The following is a 16,463-nucleotide window of genomic DNA, read 5'->3' on the forward strand; positions in this document are numbered from 1 at the left end:
GGATTGAAGAATCTCAGGGAACAATTTTCCTTTTAGAAGAGATTCCTCCTTCGTCGGAATGACACCGCATCCGCAATAAACGTCAAGCTGAACTTGTTTCAGCTTCCAATAAGTTTCCAGATCCTGAAATAAATCCAGGATGACGATCCTTCGATAGGCTCATGATGACATAAGTGTGAATGTCATTCTGAAAGAAACGAAGTGGATTGAAGAATCTCAGGAAACAATTTTCCTTTGAGAAAAGATTCCTCCTTCGTCGGAATGACACCGCATCCGCAATAAACGTCAAGCTGAACTTGTTTCAGCTTCCAATAAGTTTCCAGATCCTGAAATAAATTCAGGATGACGATCCTTCGATAGGCTCATGATGACATAAGTGTGAATGTCATTATGAAAGAAACGAAGTGGATTGAAGGATCTCAGGGAACAATTTTCCTTTGAGAAAAGATTCCTCCTTCGTCGGAATGACACCGCACCCACAATAAACGTCAAGCTGAACTTGTTTCAGCTTCCAATAAGTTCCCAGATCCTGAAATAAATTCAGGATGACGATCCTTCGATAGGCTCATGATGACATAAGTGTGAATGTCATTCTGAAAGAAACGAAGTGGATTGAAGAATCTCAGGGAACAATTTTCCTTTAGAAGAGATTCCTCCTTCGTCGGAATGACACCGCATCCGCAATAAACGTCAAGCTGAACTTGTTTCAGCTTCCAATAAGTTTCCAGATCCTGAAATAAATCCAGGATGACGATCCTTCGATAGGCTCATGATGACATAAGTGTGAATGTCATTATGAAAGAAACGAAGTGGATTGAAGGATCTCAGGGAACAATTTTCCTTTGAGAAAAGATTCCTCCTTCGTCGGAATGACACCGCACCCACAATAAACGTCAAGCTGAACTTGTTTCAGCTTCCAATAAGTTCCCAGATCCTGAAATAAATTCAGGATGACGATCCTTCGATAGGCTCATGATGACATAAGTGCGAATGTCATTCTGAAAGAAACGAAGTGGATTGAAGAATCTCAGGGAAACAATTTTCCTTTTAGAAGAGATTCCTCCTTCGTCGGAATGACAAGTACATTATATAAAAACAAAAAACCCCGAACTGAAAAGTTCGGGGTTTTTATGTATACTAATTGTATTAGTTTATTTTATTACGCTTACGCTCATTTTCGGTAAGATAGATCTTACGTAAGCGTATATGTTTTGGCGTTACCTCAACATACTCATCTTTTTGAATATATTCCAAAGCTTCTTCCAATGAGAATTTTATTGCCGGAACAATCTTCGCTTTATCATCTGCTCCAGAAGAACGTACGTTAGACATTTTCTTTGTCTTAGTAATATTCACCGCCATATCATCCTGACGGGAATTCTCACCAATAACCTGACCTTCGTAAATATCTTCCCCCGGATCCACAAAAAACTTTCCTCTATCTTGTAATTTATCTATAGAATAAGGAATCGCTTTTCCTCTTTCCATAGAAACCAAAGATCCATTCTGACGTTCTGGAATTCCCCCTTTTAAAGGTTGGTATTCTTTAAATCGGTGCGACATAATAGCCTCCCCCGCAGTAGCGGTAAGCAAGTTGTTTCTTAAACCAATAATTCCACGAGATGGAATCATGAATTGGATAGTCATACGGTCACCTCTAGCTTCCATACTCGTCATCTCTCCTTTTCTAATAGAAACCATTTCCACAGCTTTTCCAGAAACGGTTTCTGGAAGATCTATCGTCATTTCCTCAACCGGCTCACATTTAACACCATCAATTTCCTTGATGATAACTTGTGGCTGACCAATTTGAAGTTCGTAACCTTCCCTTCTCATTGTTTCAATAAGAACAGATAAGTGAAGGACCCCGCGACCAAATACCATAAATTTATCGGCGCTATCTGTAGCTTCAACTTTTAGCGCAAGGTTCTTTTCTAGTTCCTTGGCCAAACGCTCTCTAATATGTCTAGAGGTTACAAATTTACCGTCTTGTCCGAAGAAAGGAGAATCGTTGATCGTAAATAGCATGCTCATCGTAGGCTCATCTATTGCGATCGTTTTTAATCCTTCTGGATTTTCAAGATCGGCAACAGTATCACCAATTTCAAATCCTTCCAAACCAACAATCGCACAAATATCTCCTGCCTCAACTTCTTCAATCTTTCTTCTACCTAAACCTTCAAAAGTATGAAGTTCTTTGATTCTGGTTTTTTTGATGCTTCCATCACGCTTGACCAAAGAAACTTGCATTCCTTCTTTTAATTTTCCTCTTTGTAATCTTCCAATTGCAATTCGTCCTGTAAAAGATGAAAAATCCAATGAAGTGATCAACATTTGAGTGGATCCTTCTTCAATTTTTGGAGATTCAATATGTTCCAAAACCATATCCAACAATGGTTCGATATTATCTGTTTCATTTCTCCAATCGTCGCTCATCCAGTTATTCTTAGCTGAACCATACACCGTTGGAAAATCCAGTTGCCATTCTTCAGCACCTAGTTCGAACATCAAGTCGAAAACTTTCTCATGAACTTCTTCTGGAGTACAGTTTTCTTTATCAACTTTATTTATAACCACACATGGCTTAAGACCAAGGTCAATTGCTTTCTGAAGTACAAATCTCGTTTGTGGCATTGGCCCTTCAAAAGCATCTACCAATAGAAGAACTCCATCTGCCATGTTCAATACCCGCTCTACCTCTCCACCAAAATCGGCGTGACCAGGAGTATCAATAATATTGATTTTTGTGTCTTTGTATACTACAGAAACGTTTTTAGAAGTAATTGTAATACCACGTTCTCTTTCCAGATCATTGTTGTCTAGAATAAGATCACCTGTGTTTTCGTTATCACGAAAAAGTTGGCAATGGTACATGATTTTATCAACCAAGGTAGTTTTACCGTGGTCAACGTGTGCGATAATCGCAATATTTTTAGTAGCTTTCATAATAAACGCCTCATTTTTAAGGCTGCAAAGGTACTCCTATTTTTTGCCGAAATTACTATAGTTAACAAATATTCTTAAAATCAAGGACCTCGGGGCAAACCCAAGAGGTGTGCCCCGATAATACTAGAAGTGAAAAATATCGAAACACCAATATCTATATAGGAGCTTTTCGAGAGTCCGGTTTCCTCCCAACAAACAATAATTAAAATGTGTTTTAACCAACCCCGATTCTCTGCTTATCGTCTATTAAATAAGTGGAACGGTCGAATAAAAAAATAACCGCTCCCATAAAAACGCACCTTTACAGTCCCAAACCTGCTTAATTCCATTGTTATGACTAAAGAATTTAAAATCCTTTTAATAGAAGACGACGCTATCGAAATTATGAAACTGAGAAGATCCATGGAATCGTTGCGCCTCCCCCATAAACTAATTGAAGCTGGCAATGGGGAAGAAGCATTGGAATATCTTCAAGAACCAAAAAACTTACCCGATCTTATTTTATTGGATTTAAATATGCCTAAAATGAATGGTATAGAGTTTCTTGAACTTATTAATGACATTGAAGATTTAAAACGTATCCCAACTATAATCCTTACGACATCTGAAAACAACAAGAATATCTTAACCTGCTATAAACTGGGTATTTCTGGTTATATAACCAAATCAGCAAATTACATCGATTATTTGGAAAAATTAAAATGTTTATTTGAATATTGGAATTTCAATAAACTACCACAGGCATCATAGCCACAATAAATTAACGCCCTACCTTTTTGAAGGGGAGGTATCTAGAAACCAAATCCCTATAATTTGGAAAATAGCATATCTCCTTTTTTATTTTCGTATTTTCTTCGGGTAAAACCTCAATAAACAGCATAAATTCTTAATAATCATTGGTACCCCCTATATTCCTTTTTCAATTCATATCTACTAATATTAGCGCACCTCCTGTTTTTTTTATCATACTATTTAATGCCTAAGTATTTGAATACCAAAAAAAATATACAGTCTGATTTCTCATTTAACAAACCAAGCTTGCTCTCCTAAGCATATTTTTATTAAATTTAGACCGTTATATCCCCTAGCTAACGCGCCAATTCATGCCTGAACTGCCAACATTGGACACTATTAAAGAAATCTCCTCGGGAGATAAAAAGTTCGAAAAGAGATTGGTATCAATTATAAAAAGAGAGCTGCCGTTAGAAATTGAGCAATACAATAAGGATTTTGAGGCAGATAGCCTTAAAAAAGTTGCAGACATTGTACATAAGTTAAATCATAAAATCAATATTTTTGGCCTCGGGGAAGGAAGTCGAAAGGCGGTTGATTTTGAAAATGAGTTGCGGTCTGGATCCAGTGAAATGAAAAACGAATTTGATGCCATATTAGAAACAATGAGCCGATTTTTAAATACCCTATAACAAAAAATAATGAATTGCATTATAGTTGATGACGAAGAACTGGCGAGGGCTATAATTTATCAATTTGCATCCATAGACACGCATATTTCCGGATCGAAGGAATTTGATAGTGGTATTGCGGCTATTAAGTATTTAAATACCAACCCAAAGGTAGATCTCATTTTTCTGGATATTCATATGCCCGGTTTTAATGGATTCGACTTTATCCAAACCATTAATAGCGAAGCCAAAATAATACTTACCACATCCGACAAAAATTTTGCCATTCAGGCGTTCGAATATGATGTTATTGTAGACTATTTAGTGAAACCGATTACCTTGGAAAGATTTCAAAAATCCATACAGAAAGCTTTAGATAAAAAACCTGTTGAAAATACACAAAACCCACAAGAAAACTTACCGAACACCTCTAATAAAGATGACCTATTTGTAAATGTTGACAGAAAGCTAATTAAAATTGATGTTCCCACAATCCAAGTAATAGAAGCTAAAGGAGACTACATTTTAATAAAAACAGGGCAAAAAAACTATACCGTGCATTCCACTTTAAAAAAGATTCAAGAGCATATTCACAGAGATTATTTTATAAAAGTGCATAGGTCCTTTATTATTAATATTAATGAAATTGTTGACATCAAGGATAACAGCGTGCTAATCTCCAAAAATGTAATTCCAATAAGTCGTTCCAAACGGCCCGAATTAATGAAACGTTTAAATTTATTATAAGGCCTAAACAATATTTATTGCCCCGAATAAAAGTATAATTGTCATTTGAGGTTTTAATTAACCAACTATTCACTCTCGTCTGCAGAGGGACCATAAGTGGCCGGCACCGGTAGGTTCAACAATCTAAAATACACCCCCAACTGTGCTCGATGATGGGGAATTTGATTTAAAACCATACTCCTTAATACATTGATTTTAGGCATGTCCATAACGGTTTCTCCTCCCATGATCATTTTCCAATTCTTCTTATATTCGCTATCCGGTTTCTTCAAAGAAGCTTCCGCCTCAGAAGCGTTATTTCTTAAAGCTTGTAAAAACTCATCGACGGTTTCGAACTCAGTAGCTTTGTAACCATCCATATTCATCTCGTCCATTTCCATAGTGCCCGTTATCCAACTAGGAATTTCTGCCAAATGATTTCCCAATTCCCGGATGCTCATAGATTTAGGGTGTGGCCTCCAATCCAATTGATCTTCGGGAATTCTCTTTAAGAATTTTTCGGTTATTGCCACTTCTTGTTTCAACTCAGGCACAAGTATTTCATGAATTTCCATAATTCTATATTTAAGTTAGCAATGCTTAAATTACGATTTTTTTCTTTGTTAAAAATGAGTGCAAGAAAATGTTGTCTACGTGATTTCCTGTATTTTTTGAATGCCCTTACATACATAATCCCTTATCTTTGCTGCATAAATTAGCGTCATGAAATTAGAAAGTATTCCACAACTAAACCATATCGATTCAAATAATTTTTTCTTGCTGGCAGGACCTTGCGCAATAGAAGGTGAAGAAATGGCACTGAAAATTGCTGAAAAGATTTTAAACATCACTGATAGGCTGGAAATTCCTTTCATATTTAAAGGTTCATTTAAAAAAGCCAACCGAAGCCGGATAGATAGTTTTACCGGGATAGGCGATGAAAAAGCATTGAAAATTTTAAGAAAGGTTTCTGAAAAATTCAAAATACCAACAGTTACAGATATTCACGAAGTATCCGATGCTTCAATGGCAGCAGAATATGTAGATATTTTACAGATTCCGGCATTCCTTGTAAGACAAACAGATCTTGTGGTTGCCGCTGCAAACACAGGAAAAGTGGTAAACCTTAAAAAAGGGCAATTTATGAGCCCAGAGAGTATGAAACATGCGGTTACCAAGGTAACCGATTGTGATAACGAACAAGTGATGATCACCGATAGAGGAACTATGTTTGGTTATCAAGATATGATTGTGGATTTTAGAGGGATTCCAACGATGAGACAGTATGCTCCTACCGTTTTGGATGTTACACATTCCCTTCAACAGCCAAATCAAACGAGTGGGGTTACTGGCGGAAGACCCGATATGATCGAGACCATTGCAAGAGCTGGGATAGTGAATAACGTAGATGGATTGTTTATAGAAACACATTTTGATCCAGCGAATGCCAAAAGCGACGGCGCAAATATGCTGGATTTAAAATATCTCCAAAAATTATTGACAAATCTTAGTTCTATTAGAAGGACCATAAATTCATTATAAGTGATGGGTCTTCTTATGAGTTAACTTATTTCACACATATATTGCCATTTTCTATGTGAAACCTATAAATTGCTGTTAATCATAGCTTCAAGAGCATCTTATTTTATTAATTTGAATCCCTAACTCTTAAAAATTCAAATTATAGAATGGAAAATCAACTAGAAAATTTCGCTAATCAGGTATCAAATTTTTTACCTGATCTGTTAGGAGCAATTCTTGTGCTTCTTGTTGGATGGCTTGTAGCAAAAGGCATCAAGGCCCTTGTGGTAAGGCTCTTAAGGAAAACCCACTGGGATGAACGTGTTTTTGGCCGTGCCGATGTTGCCGACACCAATGTCTTTTTAGGAAATATCTTTTACTATCTGGTCATGATCATTGTAATCTTGATCGTACTGGAAATACTGGGAATAGATCAAGTGCTCACTCCTTTGGAGAATATGGTAGATGAATTCCTTTCTTTTGTTCCCAATATTATCGGAGCTATTTTAATAGGGTTTATAGGCTATATTTTAGCAAAGTTTGTTGCCAACTTGGTAAGTATTGGTGGAAGTTTCCTAGATAAAATGGTTGATAAAACCGGTTTTAAGGATACAGACAAATTGGTTAATATCCTTAAAAAGGTGGTTTTCATCATCATCTTCGTACCATTCTTAATTCAAGCATTCAACGCTTTGCAATTGGAAGCTATTTCTGAACCGGCAAATGATATATTGTATGGTTTCACAGAAATGATTGGAGAAATAATTATAGCCGCCCTTGTCCTTACTATCTTTATTTGGGGTGGAAAATTTCTTGCAGACTTCTTGGAAGATCTTTTTAAAAGCTTAGGATTGGATACTTTAGCCGAAAAGATTCAAATCCATAATATGATTGGTGCCAATCAATCTTTATCCAAAATTGTAGCAAATCTTATCTATTTCTTCTTGGTTTTCTTCGGAATTATTACCGCAGTAGAAATTTTAGGATTAGATAGATTAACCGAAATTTTGAACCAGATTTTAGAAGTAACCGGTCAAATTATATTCGGACTTATTATCCTAGCAATTGGTAACTATATCTCAGTTATAATTTATAACACCATGACGAAGTCCAGTAACAATAATTTTATCGCGAGCATTGTAAGATACGCTTCTTTGGCATTGTTCATCGCTATTGCCTTAAGAACAATGGGAATTGCCAATGAGATCGTGGAGCTGGCCTTTGGCCTAATTCTAGGAGCACTTGCCGTAGCTTTTGCTTTAAGTTATGGACTAGGTGGTAGAGAAGCTGCTGGAGAACATTTTAGGGAGGTTATTCAAAAGTTTAAGAATGATGACAGTCCCATAAAACCTGATTCTGGTAATCCGGCAAATCCTACGAGCCCCCAACGAAATATTAACGATCCGGCTAATCCTAATAGACGAAATACTGGAAGTCTGGATTCCGATGATCGAATAGATCCTAGCGATCCAACGCTTAATTTGTGAATTATAGCAACTTAATATAAGAAGCCCGCAAAATATGCGGGCTTTTTGATATCTATCGTTATTCTATATATTAATGCTTACTTTTTCATAAGTATCAGCAATAATTAATAAACCATGAAAGTCCATATAAGATGAAAAGCAAAAGGTTCCTAATCATTGTTGCAATAGTTGGAATTCTATTGTTCGTCCCAGTAATAGCAATGCAATTTAGCAGTGAAGTGATGTGGGATTTAACCGATTTTGTTGTTATGGGGGTCTTACTTTTTAGTGCCGGAGTTGCCTGCGAACTGGTTTTAAGAAAGGTTCCCGGCACTAAAAACAGGATCATCCTTTGTGGAATTATCTTAGCTGTGTTACTAATAATATGGGCAGAATTGGCAGTGGGGATCTTAGGGACTCCTTTCGCGGGAAGCTAATGTTGTTCCTTGTAAAAATCAAGATCGCCAAGGTCATGAATGATGATTTATAAAGCCTTATCTTGGAGATTTTTTGCTAGTGACTCTAATCTATTTCTTGATAATGGATCTTAGCTACAGCTAATGATTTGCGACCTGTTATTATAAAATGGCTGTGCCCTCCACATAATTTCTCAAATACTTAAATCTCTCTGTTAATTTACCATCTTTGGTCATCCTCGCACGCTCTAATATCCCATTTTTATCTCCATCGAAAAACGCAGGAATTACATGTTCCATAAACATTTCACCAAATCCTTCACTTGCATCCTTTGGCAGCTCACAGGGTAAATTATCTACAGCCATAACAGTGATTGCTCCTTCTTGCCTGAAATCCACTTCCTTTCCAGATTTAGGGTCGTATCCATAAAACGGATCTGCAATGGTAGAAGGACGTATAGTACTTGCAATAGGCCCGTCGATATCACAGGAAATATCTGCAATCAAATTAATTTTGAATTCAGATGAATTTGCCTGTTCTTGAGTAAAGAAAACAGGCGCTCCTTCTCCATAGAAATGGCCCGCAATAAATATATCGCCCGCCCTAGCGAATCTCATAAAATTAGATCTGTATTCTTCTGGATGCTTATAAAAATGCTTATTTGTAGTATTCTTTCCGCTGTTATGGATATTGTAGTCCAACACATCTATTAAACAGTAAACCGGTTCTAGAAATTCATTTTTTAGATATTCTGAAACAGGCACTTGTTTGATTTTTAGATGATCTAGGATTTCTTTGGCACCATGAGCTACTTTCCCAGAACCGGTAAGCACAATTTTGAGATTTGGAATTTTTATTTTATCTAATTCCTGAAGAACAGCTTTTAGATCTGGTAAGGATTCAACTTTAGGTAGCTTATATAAAGAATCTCTCAGCCCCAATGCTCTAAACGCATTATAAGCGCCAACTAAACCGGCATATCTACCAAAACCAATGAGTCTATGTCCGTTCGCCTTGGTAATTACCTCATGATCATACAATTCTATATTTTTAGCTAAAATGGCCTTTAGAAGTTCTCGATTATAAGGCTGCTTTTTGATAGTATGAGAAAAGAAGAAATATTTTTTATAAGGAATTAGATTTACCAATGGCACTTCCTTTACACCTAATAACACATCGCAATCTAAAATATCCTGAGACACCTCAAATCCTGCTTCTTCATATTCTGAATCTTTAAAGATCCTGATGTCTGAAGATTCTATTTTAAAACTTGCCTCTGGAAATTTTTTAATGATTTCTTGTAATTTTTTAGGAGAGAAAACTACTCTTCTGTCTGGTGGGGTTTTACGCTCTTTAATTAGGGCAAATTTTATCATATGATGGTATAGAATTTGTAGAATGTTAGGTAAGTTCCAAAGATATAAATTTTAATCTGTATCTTTGCATCCGCGTTAGGGATAGCAGTGAAAATCCCGGAGTTCCACTCCCGATAGCTATCGGGATTGGAATGAGGAATTGAAACGAATAGCCCGGCCTGCTTTTTTTAAAGCAGGAACGCACAAAAGTTCACTATTTTATGGGGTCGACTTGGATTTGACAGCGAGTCCAATTGGATGGTAAGCACGTCGAGCGCTGGGATATAGCTCGTAAATCTCATATTTCACACTTTTTTAAACGGCGAGAATAACTACGCCTTGGCTGCATAATCCGAATTACAGTAGGATTATCTTTATCCCTACCAGGTAGGGAGCCGAGATGCCTCGTGAAAGCCTTGATTTACGGCGTTCACACCAGAGGTATCGATAAAGTAAATATAGGAATTACAGGGCCTTGATGTAATTCTGAAACTCGAGTGAGGATACGTGTAAGGTTGGTGGTTTTCGGCCGGCCTTGCATCGACAATTAAGTGAAAACTAAACGTGAAGAAAGCTATGTAATTGCTTGTTTGGACGAGGGTTCGAAACCCTCCGACTCCACTTTTTACTTACCAAACGGTATGAAAAACCCCGAAATCTTAGGATTTACGGGGTTTTTCATTTTTAATGATCTCGTATAATACCATATAATATCAAATAAATGGTGTGCAATTCGGTGACCACTATAAACCCTGATAAATTGTACACAAAACAAGTGTCAACTTACTGTTTTTCAATTCTTTAAATAATCATAAAGTTTCTCGTAATTTGAGAAAATAATGTACATTTCTAGTGAATTTTAAAACCAAAAATATGGACACTTATCCTCACGTAACATTTTACACAAGAAAAAGTCGTAGTAATAAATCACATGGAAGTGATATTTATTTACGAGTAACGGTAAATTCCAAGCGATCTGATATGAGTGTTGGAAGAAAAGTAGACCCTCTAAAATGGAATATCAAATCGGAAAAGATGATGGGAAGAAGTGCAGAAGCTAAGGAATTAAATGATTATCTAGATGTTTTAAAAAATAAATTGAAACATATTCAAAAAGAACTCCTAGATCAAGACCAACGAATAACCGCAACTACTTTATTAAGGGAACTGAAAGGTTTAGGCAAAAGCAAATCAAAAATGACCCTGGAGGTGTTTAAAGAACACAATGAACAAATGGATAGGCTTTCCGGAAAAGACATTTCTAAAAGCACGGCTAAGCGTTACTGGACATGTTACAATCATGTAGAGCAGTTTATCAACGAAAATTATAAGGCGGAAGATTACCGCATGAAGGATATCGACCACCAGTTTATCTCTAAATTTGAATACTTCCTTAAAACCAAAAGGGAATGCAATCATAATTCTGCATTGAAGTATGTAAACAATTTTAAAAAGATCATTCGTATTGCATTGGCAAATCAGTGGATGGATCGGGATCCATTCTATAATTATAAAGTTCAGTTCGACAGTGTGGAACGTGAATTTCTTAATGAAGAGGAAGTTCAGATACTTATTCAGAAGGATTTGCATCTTGACCGGTTAAAACTAGTTCGAGATATGTTTGTTTTTAGTTGCTACACTGGATTAGCTTACTCTGATGTAAAAAAACTTAGCGAAGCAGATATCACTAAGGGGATGGACGGTGGGAAATGGATTCGTATAAAACGAACCAAGACAAAAACCCTAAGTAGCATTCCGCTTCTGCCTGTTGCAGAAGAAATAATCGATCGATATAAAGACCATCCCGAAGTAAAGGCTGGAAATTGTATACTACCAGTTTTCAGCAATCAGAAATCCAATGCTTTTTTAAAAGAAATCGCTATGATGTGTGGAATATCCAAGCCACTTAATACGCATCTTGCCAGACATACCTTTGCAACTACCATTACACTAACCAATGGCGTACCCATAGAATCTGTAAGCAAAATGCTTGGACACAAAGATTTGAGAACTACCCAACATTATGCTAAAATCGTAGATCGAAAAATCAGTGAGGATATGAATGAACTGAAAATAAAATTAGCGGCAAAAGCAAAAAAAAACATTACCGATAAAAAGAATGCCAAAAAGTAAAAATTAGCTCATTTTAATAACTGATGTTACGCAGCAATTTTCTTTAAATTGCTATTTGATGTTGATAACTCTTCCCATTGTTTCCAAGCTGCCTTGGTGGCAGCAAGCCATATTTCACTTTTCACTGCATAATGATTTTTATGGGTTCTAATTTTTAACCTTTCAAGTTTCATATGCGCAATCATGGATGCTATAAAATGGGCTTGTTGTGTTTGTACAGTTTTCGTTGGTGCTTTGGCAAAAGCGGTATTGTTTTTAATGGAGCGAAAAAATTCCTCTACTTTCCACTGTTTTTGATAGATTGTAGTAAGGCTCTGGTAATCTAAGTTTAAATCACTTGTAGCTAGATAAAGCGTACCAGTACTACCGTCCCCGTTTTTGAAGACTTGCTTAGTTATCAATATAGGGTCACTATATTGTTTTAAATAAACTGACATAGTACGCTCTTCCAGCGTTAACGATTCAATACTTTGATAGATGCCCTTTGCTTTATCTTGTTCGCTCAATGCTACGGCCCTGTTTGATTTAAGGGCCATTATAAAATCTGAATTGCAGTCTTGTGCGATACAGCTCATATTCTCTGACGATGAAAACCAGCTGTCTGCCAAAACATACCTAAAACCTATGTTGTGGTTTGCTTGTACCACCATGCGGCGCATCATTTCGTTCTTGGTTTCCTTGCTTTTAAAAGTAGGTTTCCTTTTTTTGTTTAAAACGGCTACATCTTTCTTTACAAACTCAACACCTACAGGGAGGCCAATATCATACTTGGGACTATAATAATAGGAACTCACAAAATTTACACCTTTAACGTTTTTACCGCTACAATGGTCGTAGTGCCAATTTATTAAAGGATTGGTTTTTGTGTGTTTTTTGGGCTCAATGGAATCGTCAATAATCAACAACCCTTCTGATGACCTAATTTCGTGAACCATAGCTTTAGTTTCCAACCACAAGGTTCTTGAGTCTATTTTACTGGATAGCAACCGCGTTATTTGCTCATGACCAACACTATTATCCGTCACTAATGACAAACCGGTCGCTGTACTGTAAGTCGGTGTAACCAACAAATAACCAGTATATAAGTCTAAAAGGTTATTAACATTCATAAATGGAATTTAATACTTTTGTGCGTAACATCAGTTAATAATATACAGAATGATATCAAATGAGTTTATTTGAATTGTTGGTGTTTTTAGTAGAAAAAATCTAAATGTAGAAAAGATGAAAAAAAAAGCGAATTTAAAAGAATTTCTTAAAATACCTAAACCACTAAATAATTTTTCTGAAAAGTGAATTCCCACAACAACTTCTAAACTAGAAGATCAAATCTTTGGAGAATTTTACACCTTGATAGAAAATGCAATGAAATGAAAGCATTTAGTATCAAAATAAATAGAAAGATGAATTTTTAAAAATGTTGTACCTATATTTTACCAAAACAAAAAAGCCGACTCGTCAAAGTCGGCTTTTGTACTCGGAGCGGGACTTGAACCCGCACGACCGTTGCTGATCATTGGATTTTAAGTCCAACGTGTCTACCAATTCCACCATCCGAGCGTGGATTTTTATATAAAGCGATTTTTTCGCCTTTTAGAGCGAAAAATGGTCCCTAAGCGTCGGGGGAACCCGCAAACTTCAAATGTTTCGCCTTTCAGAGCGAAAAACGGGATTCGAACCCGCGACCTCCACCTTGGCAAGGTGGCGCTCTACCAGCTGAGCTATTTTCGCGATTTGTATGAACCTTTCCAGTTTCCTGAAGGAGCAATGATTTCTTATTGCGGTTGCAAATTTAAAACAATTCTTATAATAGCAAAGGATTTTTTACAATATTTACCGGGTTTCCATATTGGCATTTTGCTTCCCAGTTAACATTCGCTTTATCTCGTTAAGCTTCATGAGAGCTTCGATTGGGGTAAGTGTATCAATATCAATATGCAACAATTCTTCTTTTAATTCTTGTAACAATGGATCGTCCAAATTAAAAAAGCTCAACTGCATTTCCTGTTCTGCCGAATTTTTTAAAATTTCTCCGGAATCTTCCATTTTATGGGATTTTTCCAACCTTTTCAAAATCTTGTTTGCCTTGCTAATTACCTGTTGTGGCATTCCGGCCATCTTGGCAACATGGATCCCAAAACTATGTGCACTACCTCCAGGAATCAATTTTCGAAGGAACAACACCGTGTCCTTTAATTCCTTTACAGATACATTATAATTTTTGATACGAGCGAACGTGTCCCCCATTTCATTTAATTCATGATAATGGGTTGCAAAAAGTGTTTTTGCACGGGTAGGGTGCTCATGTAGATACTCCGTAATTGCCCAGGCTATAGAAATTCCATCATACGTACTTGTTCCCCTACCTATTTCATCCAAAAGCACCAAACTGCGTTCAGAAAGGTTGTTCAGGATACTCGCCGTCTCGTTCATCTCTACCATAAAAGTAGATTCGCCCATAGAAATATTGTCGCTCGCCCCTACCCTGGTAAAGATTTTATCTACCAAGCCAATTCTCGCACTTTCTGCCGGAACAAAGCTTCCCATTTGAGCCAGTAATACAATAAGTGCAGTCTGTCTTAAAATAGCCGATTTACCACTCATATTGGGCCCGGTAATCATAATTATCTGCTGAGTTTCCCTATCCAAAAAAACATCATTGGTCACATACTGTTCCCCATGTGGCAGTTGCTTTTCTATAACCGGATGCCTTCCGTTTTTGATTTCCAATTCGGTCGAGTCATCTATTTCGGGCTTGTTATAATTCTCTAAGATTGCTTGTTGCGCAAAAGAAGCCAAACAATCCAACTGACCAATTAACCGCGCATTTTGCTGTACAGGATTAATATAATCCCTCAACCAATCTACAAGGCCTGCAAATAGCTCCTGCTCTAAATGCAGGATCTTCTCCTCTGCCCCAAGGATCTTCCCTTCGTATACTTTTAACTCTTCGGTAATATACCTTTCGGCATTCACCAAGGTTTGTTTTCTGGTCCATTCCTCTGGCACTTTATCCTTATGACTGTTTCTTACTTCAATATAATAGCCATATACATTATTGCTTCCTATTTTGAGAGACGTAATACCCGTGGCTTTACTCTCCCTTTCCAGCATCTCATTCAAATAATCCTTTCCTGAAAAAGCGATATTTCTAAGATCATCCAATTCTATATGAAATCCTTTTGCAATAGTGTTCCCTTTCACGATATTCACGGGCGCCTCCTCATGTAGCATTTCATTGATCTTGTTTCTAAGGACTCCACAGCTTTGCAACTTATCCCCCAAGACTTTTAAGGACTCTTCTTTGGAATTCATTGCCAATTCCTTGATTGGCAAAATAGCATCCAGGGAATTGTTTAAATGGATTACTTCCCGGGGACAAATTTTTCCGGTAGCCACTTTGGAGATCAAGCGTTCGAGATCACTAATTCGTTTTATTTGTTTTTGAAGTTGTGCTAACTCCTCTTTATTCCGAATAAAATAACGCACTACCTGATGCCTCGCTTTTATTTTTTCAGCATTTTTAAGCGGAAGGGCAAGCCAGCGTTTCATCATTCTTCCTCCCATTGGGGATATGGTCTTATCTATGATGTCTAAAAGCGTGACCGCATTTTGTGCGTTGGAATTATATAGTTCCAGATTACGAATGGTAAACCGATCCATCCAAACATATTCCTCTTCAGCAATTCTATTTAACGAAGCGATATGCTGCAATTTATGATGTTGGGTTTCGCTTAAATAATATAGGATAGATCCAGAAGCTATAATTCCTTCTTCCAAATGAGCTACTCCAAATCCTTTCAAGGACTTGGTTTTAAAATGCCCGTTTAGGGATTCGTAGGCATAATCCAATTTAAAAACCCAATCTTCCAGATAAAAACAGTGGAAAGTATCCCCAAAAGTTTTAGTAAATTCCTTTTTATAGTTTTTCTGAATAAGCACCTCACTTGGCCCAAAATTTTGAAGTAGCTTATCTATATATTCTGTTGAGCCTTGTGCTGTTAAAAACTCTCCGGTAGAAACATCCAAAAAAGAAATTCCCATTGTTTTCTTTCCGTAGTGAACGGCACTTAAAAAGTTGTTGGTCTTGCTATTCAATACCTCATCATTCATAGCAACTCCAGGGGTCACCAATTCTGTCACGCCTCTTTTCACAATGGTTTTTGTGAGTTTTGGATCTTCTAATTGATCGCAAATAGCAACTCGTAAACCTGCTTTTACCAATTTTGGCAAATAGGTATTTAGCGCATGATGTGGGAAGCCGGCCAAAGCAGTCTCTGTCTCAGAGCCATTGCCTCGTTTGGTAAGTACAATATTTAGAATTCTGGCAGTCTTAACAGCATCTTCCCCAAAAGTTTCGTAAAAATCCCCTATTCTGAATAATAACAATGCATCAGGGTATTTCACCTTGATGGAATTATATTGTTTCATTAACGGAGTGGTCTGCTTCGGTTTTTTAGCTGCCAAAAGATTTCAATTTTATTCTTGCTAAAATA

General features: G+C 36.8%; 12 protein-coding genes, 2 tRNA genes and 1 other RNA gene. 8 read left to right on the forward strand and 7 right to left on the reverse strand.

All coding sequences use genetic code 11. From position 1 onward, the window contains the following. Window positions 1-1,146: 1,146 nt before the first annotated feature. Window positions 1,147-2,946 (reverse strand): translational GTPase TypA, encoded by a 1,800-nt coding sequence (typA, locus tag JM83_RS02030; protein ID WP_144958890.1) that lies wholly within the window; start codon window positions 2,944-2,946, stop codon window positions 1,147-1,149. A 333-nt stretch (window positions 2,947-3,279) separates the two neighbouring features. On the opposite strand from typA, the gene JM83_RS02035 reads away from it, so the two are divergent. The 3 genes from JM83_RS02035 to JM83_RS02045 all read left to right on the forward strand — a co-directional run bounded on the left by JM83_RS02035 (window position 3,280) and on the right by JM83_RS02045 (window position 5,096). After that, on the forward strand, window positions 3,280-3,696 hold the full coding sequence (locus tag JM83_RS02035; protein ID WP_144958892.1) for a response regulator: 417 nt from the start codon (window positions 3,280-3,282) through the stop codon (window positions 3,694-3,696). A 353-nt stretch (window positions 3,697-4,049) separates the two neighbouring features. Further along, window positions 4,050-4,370 (forward strand): Hpt domain-containing protein, encoded by a 321-nt coding sequence (locus tag JM83_RS02040; protein WP_144958894.1) that lies wholly within the window; start codon window positions 4,050-4,052, stop codon window positions 4,368-4,370. A gap of 9 nt (window positions 4,371-4,379) precedes the next feature. Next, a complete protein-coding gene (locus JM83_RS02045) occupies window positions 4,380-5,096 on the forward strand; it encodes a LytR/AlgR family response regulator transcription factor (RefSeq protein ID WP_144958896.1) in 717 nt (238 codons plus the stop codon). A gap of 65 nt (window positions 5,097-5,161) precedes the next feature. On the opposite strand, the gene JM83_RS02050 is transcribed toward JM83_RS02045, so the two are convergent. Beyond that, complete coding sequence (locus tag JM83_RS02050; protein WP_144958898.1) at window positions 5,162-5,650, reverse strand: DinB family protein; 489 nt, start codon at window positions 5,648-5,650, stop codon at window positions 5,162-5,164. 148 nt (window positions 5,651-5,798) lie between these two features. Between JM83_RS02050 and kdsA the strand changes: the two genes are divergently transcribed. The 3 genes from kdsA to JM83_RS02065 all read left to right on the forward strand — a co-directional run bounded on the left by kdsA (window position 5,799) and on the right by JM83_RS02065 (window position 8,499). After that, window positions 5,799-6,617, forward strand: coding sequence for a 3-deoxy-8-phosphooctulonate synthase (gene kdsA / locus JM83_RS02055; protein WP_144958900.1), 819 nt, complete (start codon window positions 5,799-5,801; stop codon window positions 6,615-6,617). Window positions 6,618-6,763: 146 nt separating this feature from the next. Beyond that, complete coding sequence (locus JM83_RS02060) at window positions 6,764-8,083, forward strand: mechanosensitive ion channel (RefSeq protein WP_144958903.1); 1,320 nt, start codon at window positions 6,764-6,766, stop codon at window positions 8,081-8,083. A 131-nt stretch (window positions 8,084-8,214) separates the two neighbouring features. Continuing rightward, the gene (locus JM83_RS02065) at window positions 8,215-8,499 is read left to right on the forward strand and encodes a hypothetical protein (protein ID WP_144958905.1); all 285 of its coding nucleotides are present in this window, start codon (window positions 8,215-8,217) and stop codon (window positions 8,497-8,499) included. A 141-nt stretch (window positions 8,500-8,640) separates the two neighbouring features. Here JM83_RS02065 and JM83_RS02070 read toward each other — a convergent pair whose 3' ends face one another. Beyond that, entirely contained in the window at window positions 8,641-9,855 is a 1,215-nt protein-coding gene (locus JM83_RS02070) for an NAD(P)-dependent oxidoreductase (protein WP_186434935.1), read from the reverse strand. Between the two features lie 202 nt (window positions 9,856-10,057). Here JM83_RS02070 and ssrA point away from each other — a divergent pair. Beyond that, window positions 10,058-10,458: a transfer-messenger RNA gene (gene ssrA, locus JM83_RS02075) on the forward strand. A gap of 249 nt (window positions 10,459-10,707) precedes the next feature. Continuing rightward, window positions 10,708-11,967, forward strand: coding sequence for a site-specific integrase (locus JM83_RS02080; protein WP_144958907.1), 1,260 nt, complete (start codon window positions 10,708-10,710; stop codon window positions 11,965-11,967). A gap of 26 nt (window positions 11,968-11,993) precedes the next feature. On the opposite strand, the gene JM83_RS02085 is transcribed toward JM83_RS02080, so the two are convergent. The 4 genes from JM83_RS02085 to mutS form a co-directional block, all read right to left on the reverse strand. After that, complete coding sequence (locus tag JM83_RS02085) at window positions 11,994-13,076, reverse strand: transposase (protein WP_144958909.1); 1,083 nt, start codon at window positions 13,074-13,076, stop codon at window positions 11,994-11,996. A gap of 365 nt (window positions 13,077-13,441) precedes the next feature. Further along, a tRNA-Leu gene (locus JM83_RS02090) sits at window positions 13,442-13,527 on the reverse strand. 98 nt (window positions 13,528-13,625) lie between these two features. Next, window positions 13,626-13,698 (reverse strand) — tRNA-Gly (locus tag JM83_RS02095). Window positions 13,699-13,800: 102 nt separating this feature from the next. Further along, entirely contained in the window at window positions 13,801-16,434 is a 2,634-nt protein-coding gene (gene mutS, locus JM83_RS02100) for a DNA mismatch repair protein MutS (RefSeq protein WP_144958911.1), read from the reverse strand. Between the last annotated feature and the right edge of the window lie 29 nt (window positions 16,435-16,463).

It is taken from the genome of Gillisia sp. Hel_I_86, assembly GCF_007827275.1.
In the GTDB taxonomy this organism is placed as follows: Bacteria; Bacteroidota; Bacteroidia; order Flavobacteriales; family Flavobacteriaceae; genus Gillisia.

Coding starts and splice junctions, on each gene's coding strand:
- typA (WP_144958890.1), bottom strand. CDS start 2,946: ATGAAAGCTACTAAAAATATTGCGATTATCGCACACGTTGACCACGGT.
- JM83_RS02035 (WP_144958892.1), top strand. CDS start 3,280: ATGACTAAAGAATTTAAAATCCTTTTAATAGAAGACGACGCTATCGAA.
- JM83_RS02040 (WP_144958894.1), top strand. CDS start 4,050: ATGCCTGAACTGCCAACATTGGACACTATTAAAGAAATCTCCTCGGGA.
- JM83_RS02045 (WP_144958896.1), top strand. CDS start 4,380: ATGAATTGCATTATAGTTGATGACGAAGAACTGGCGAGGGCTATAATT.
- JM83_RS02050 (WP_144958898.1), bottom strand. CDS start 5,650: ATGGAAATTCATGAAATACTTGTGCCTGAGTTGAAACAAGAAGTGGCA.
- kdsA (WP_144958900.1), top strand. CDS start 5,799: ATGAAATTAGAAAGTATTCCACAACTAAACCATATCGATTCAAATAAT.
- JM83_RS02060 (WP_144958903.1), top strand. CDS start 6,764: ATGGAAAATCAACTAGAAAATTTCGCTAATCAGGTATCAAATTTTTTA.
- JM83_RS02065 (WP_144958905.1), top strand. CDS start 8,215: ATGAAAAGCAAAAGGTTCCTAATCATTGTTGCAATAGTTGGAATTCTA.
- JM83_RS02070 (WP_186434935.1), bottom strand. CDS start 9,855: ATGATAAAATTTGCCCTAATTAAAGAGCGTAAAACCCCACCAGACAGA.
- JM83_RS02080 (WP_144958907.1), top strand. CDS start 10,708: ATGGACACTTATCCTCACGTAACATTTTACACAAGAAAAAGTCGTAGT.
- JM83_RS02085 (WP_144958909.1), bottom strand. CDS start 13,076: ATGAATGTTAATAACCTTTTAGACTTATATACTGGTTATTTGTTGGTT.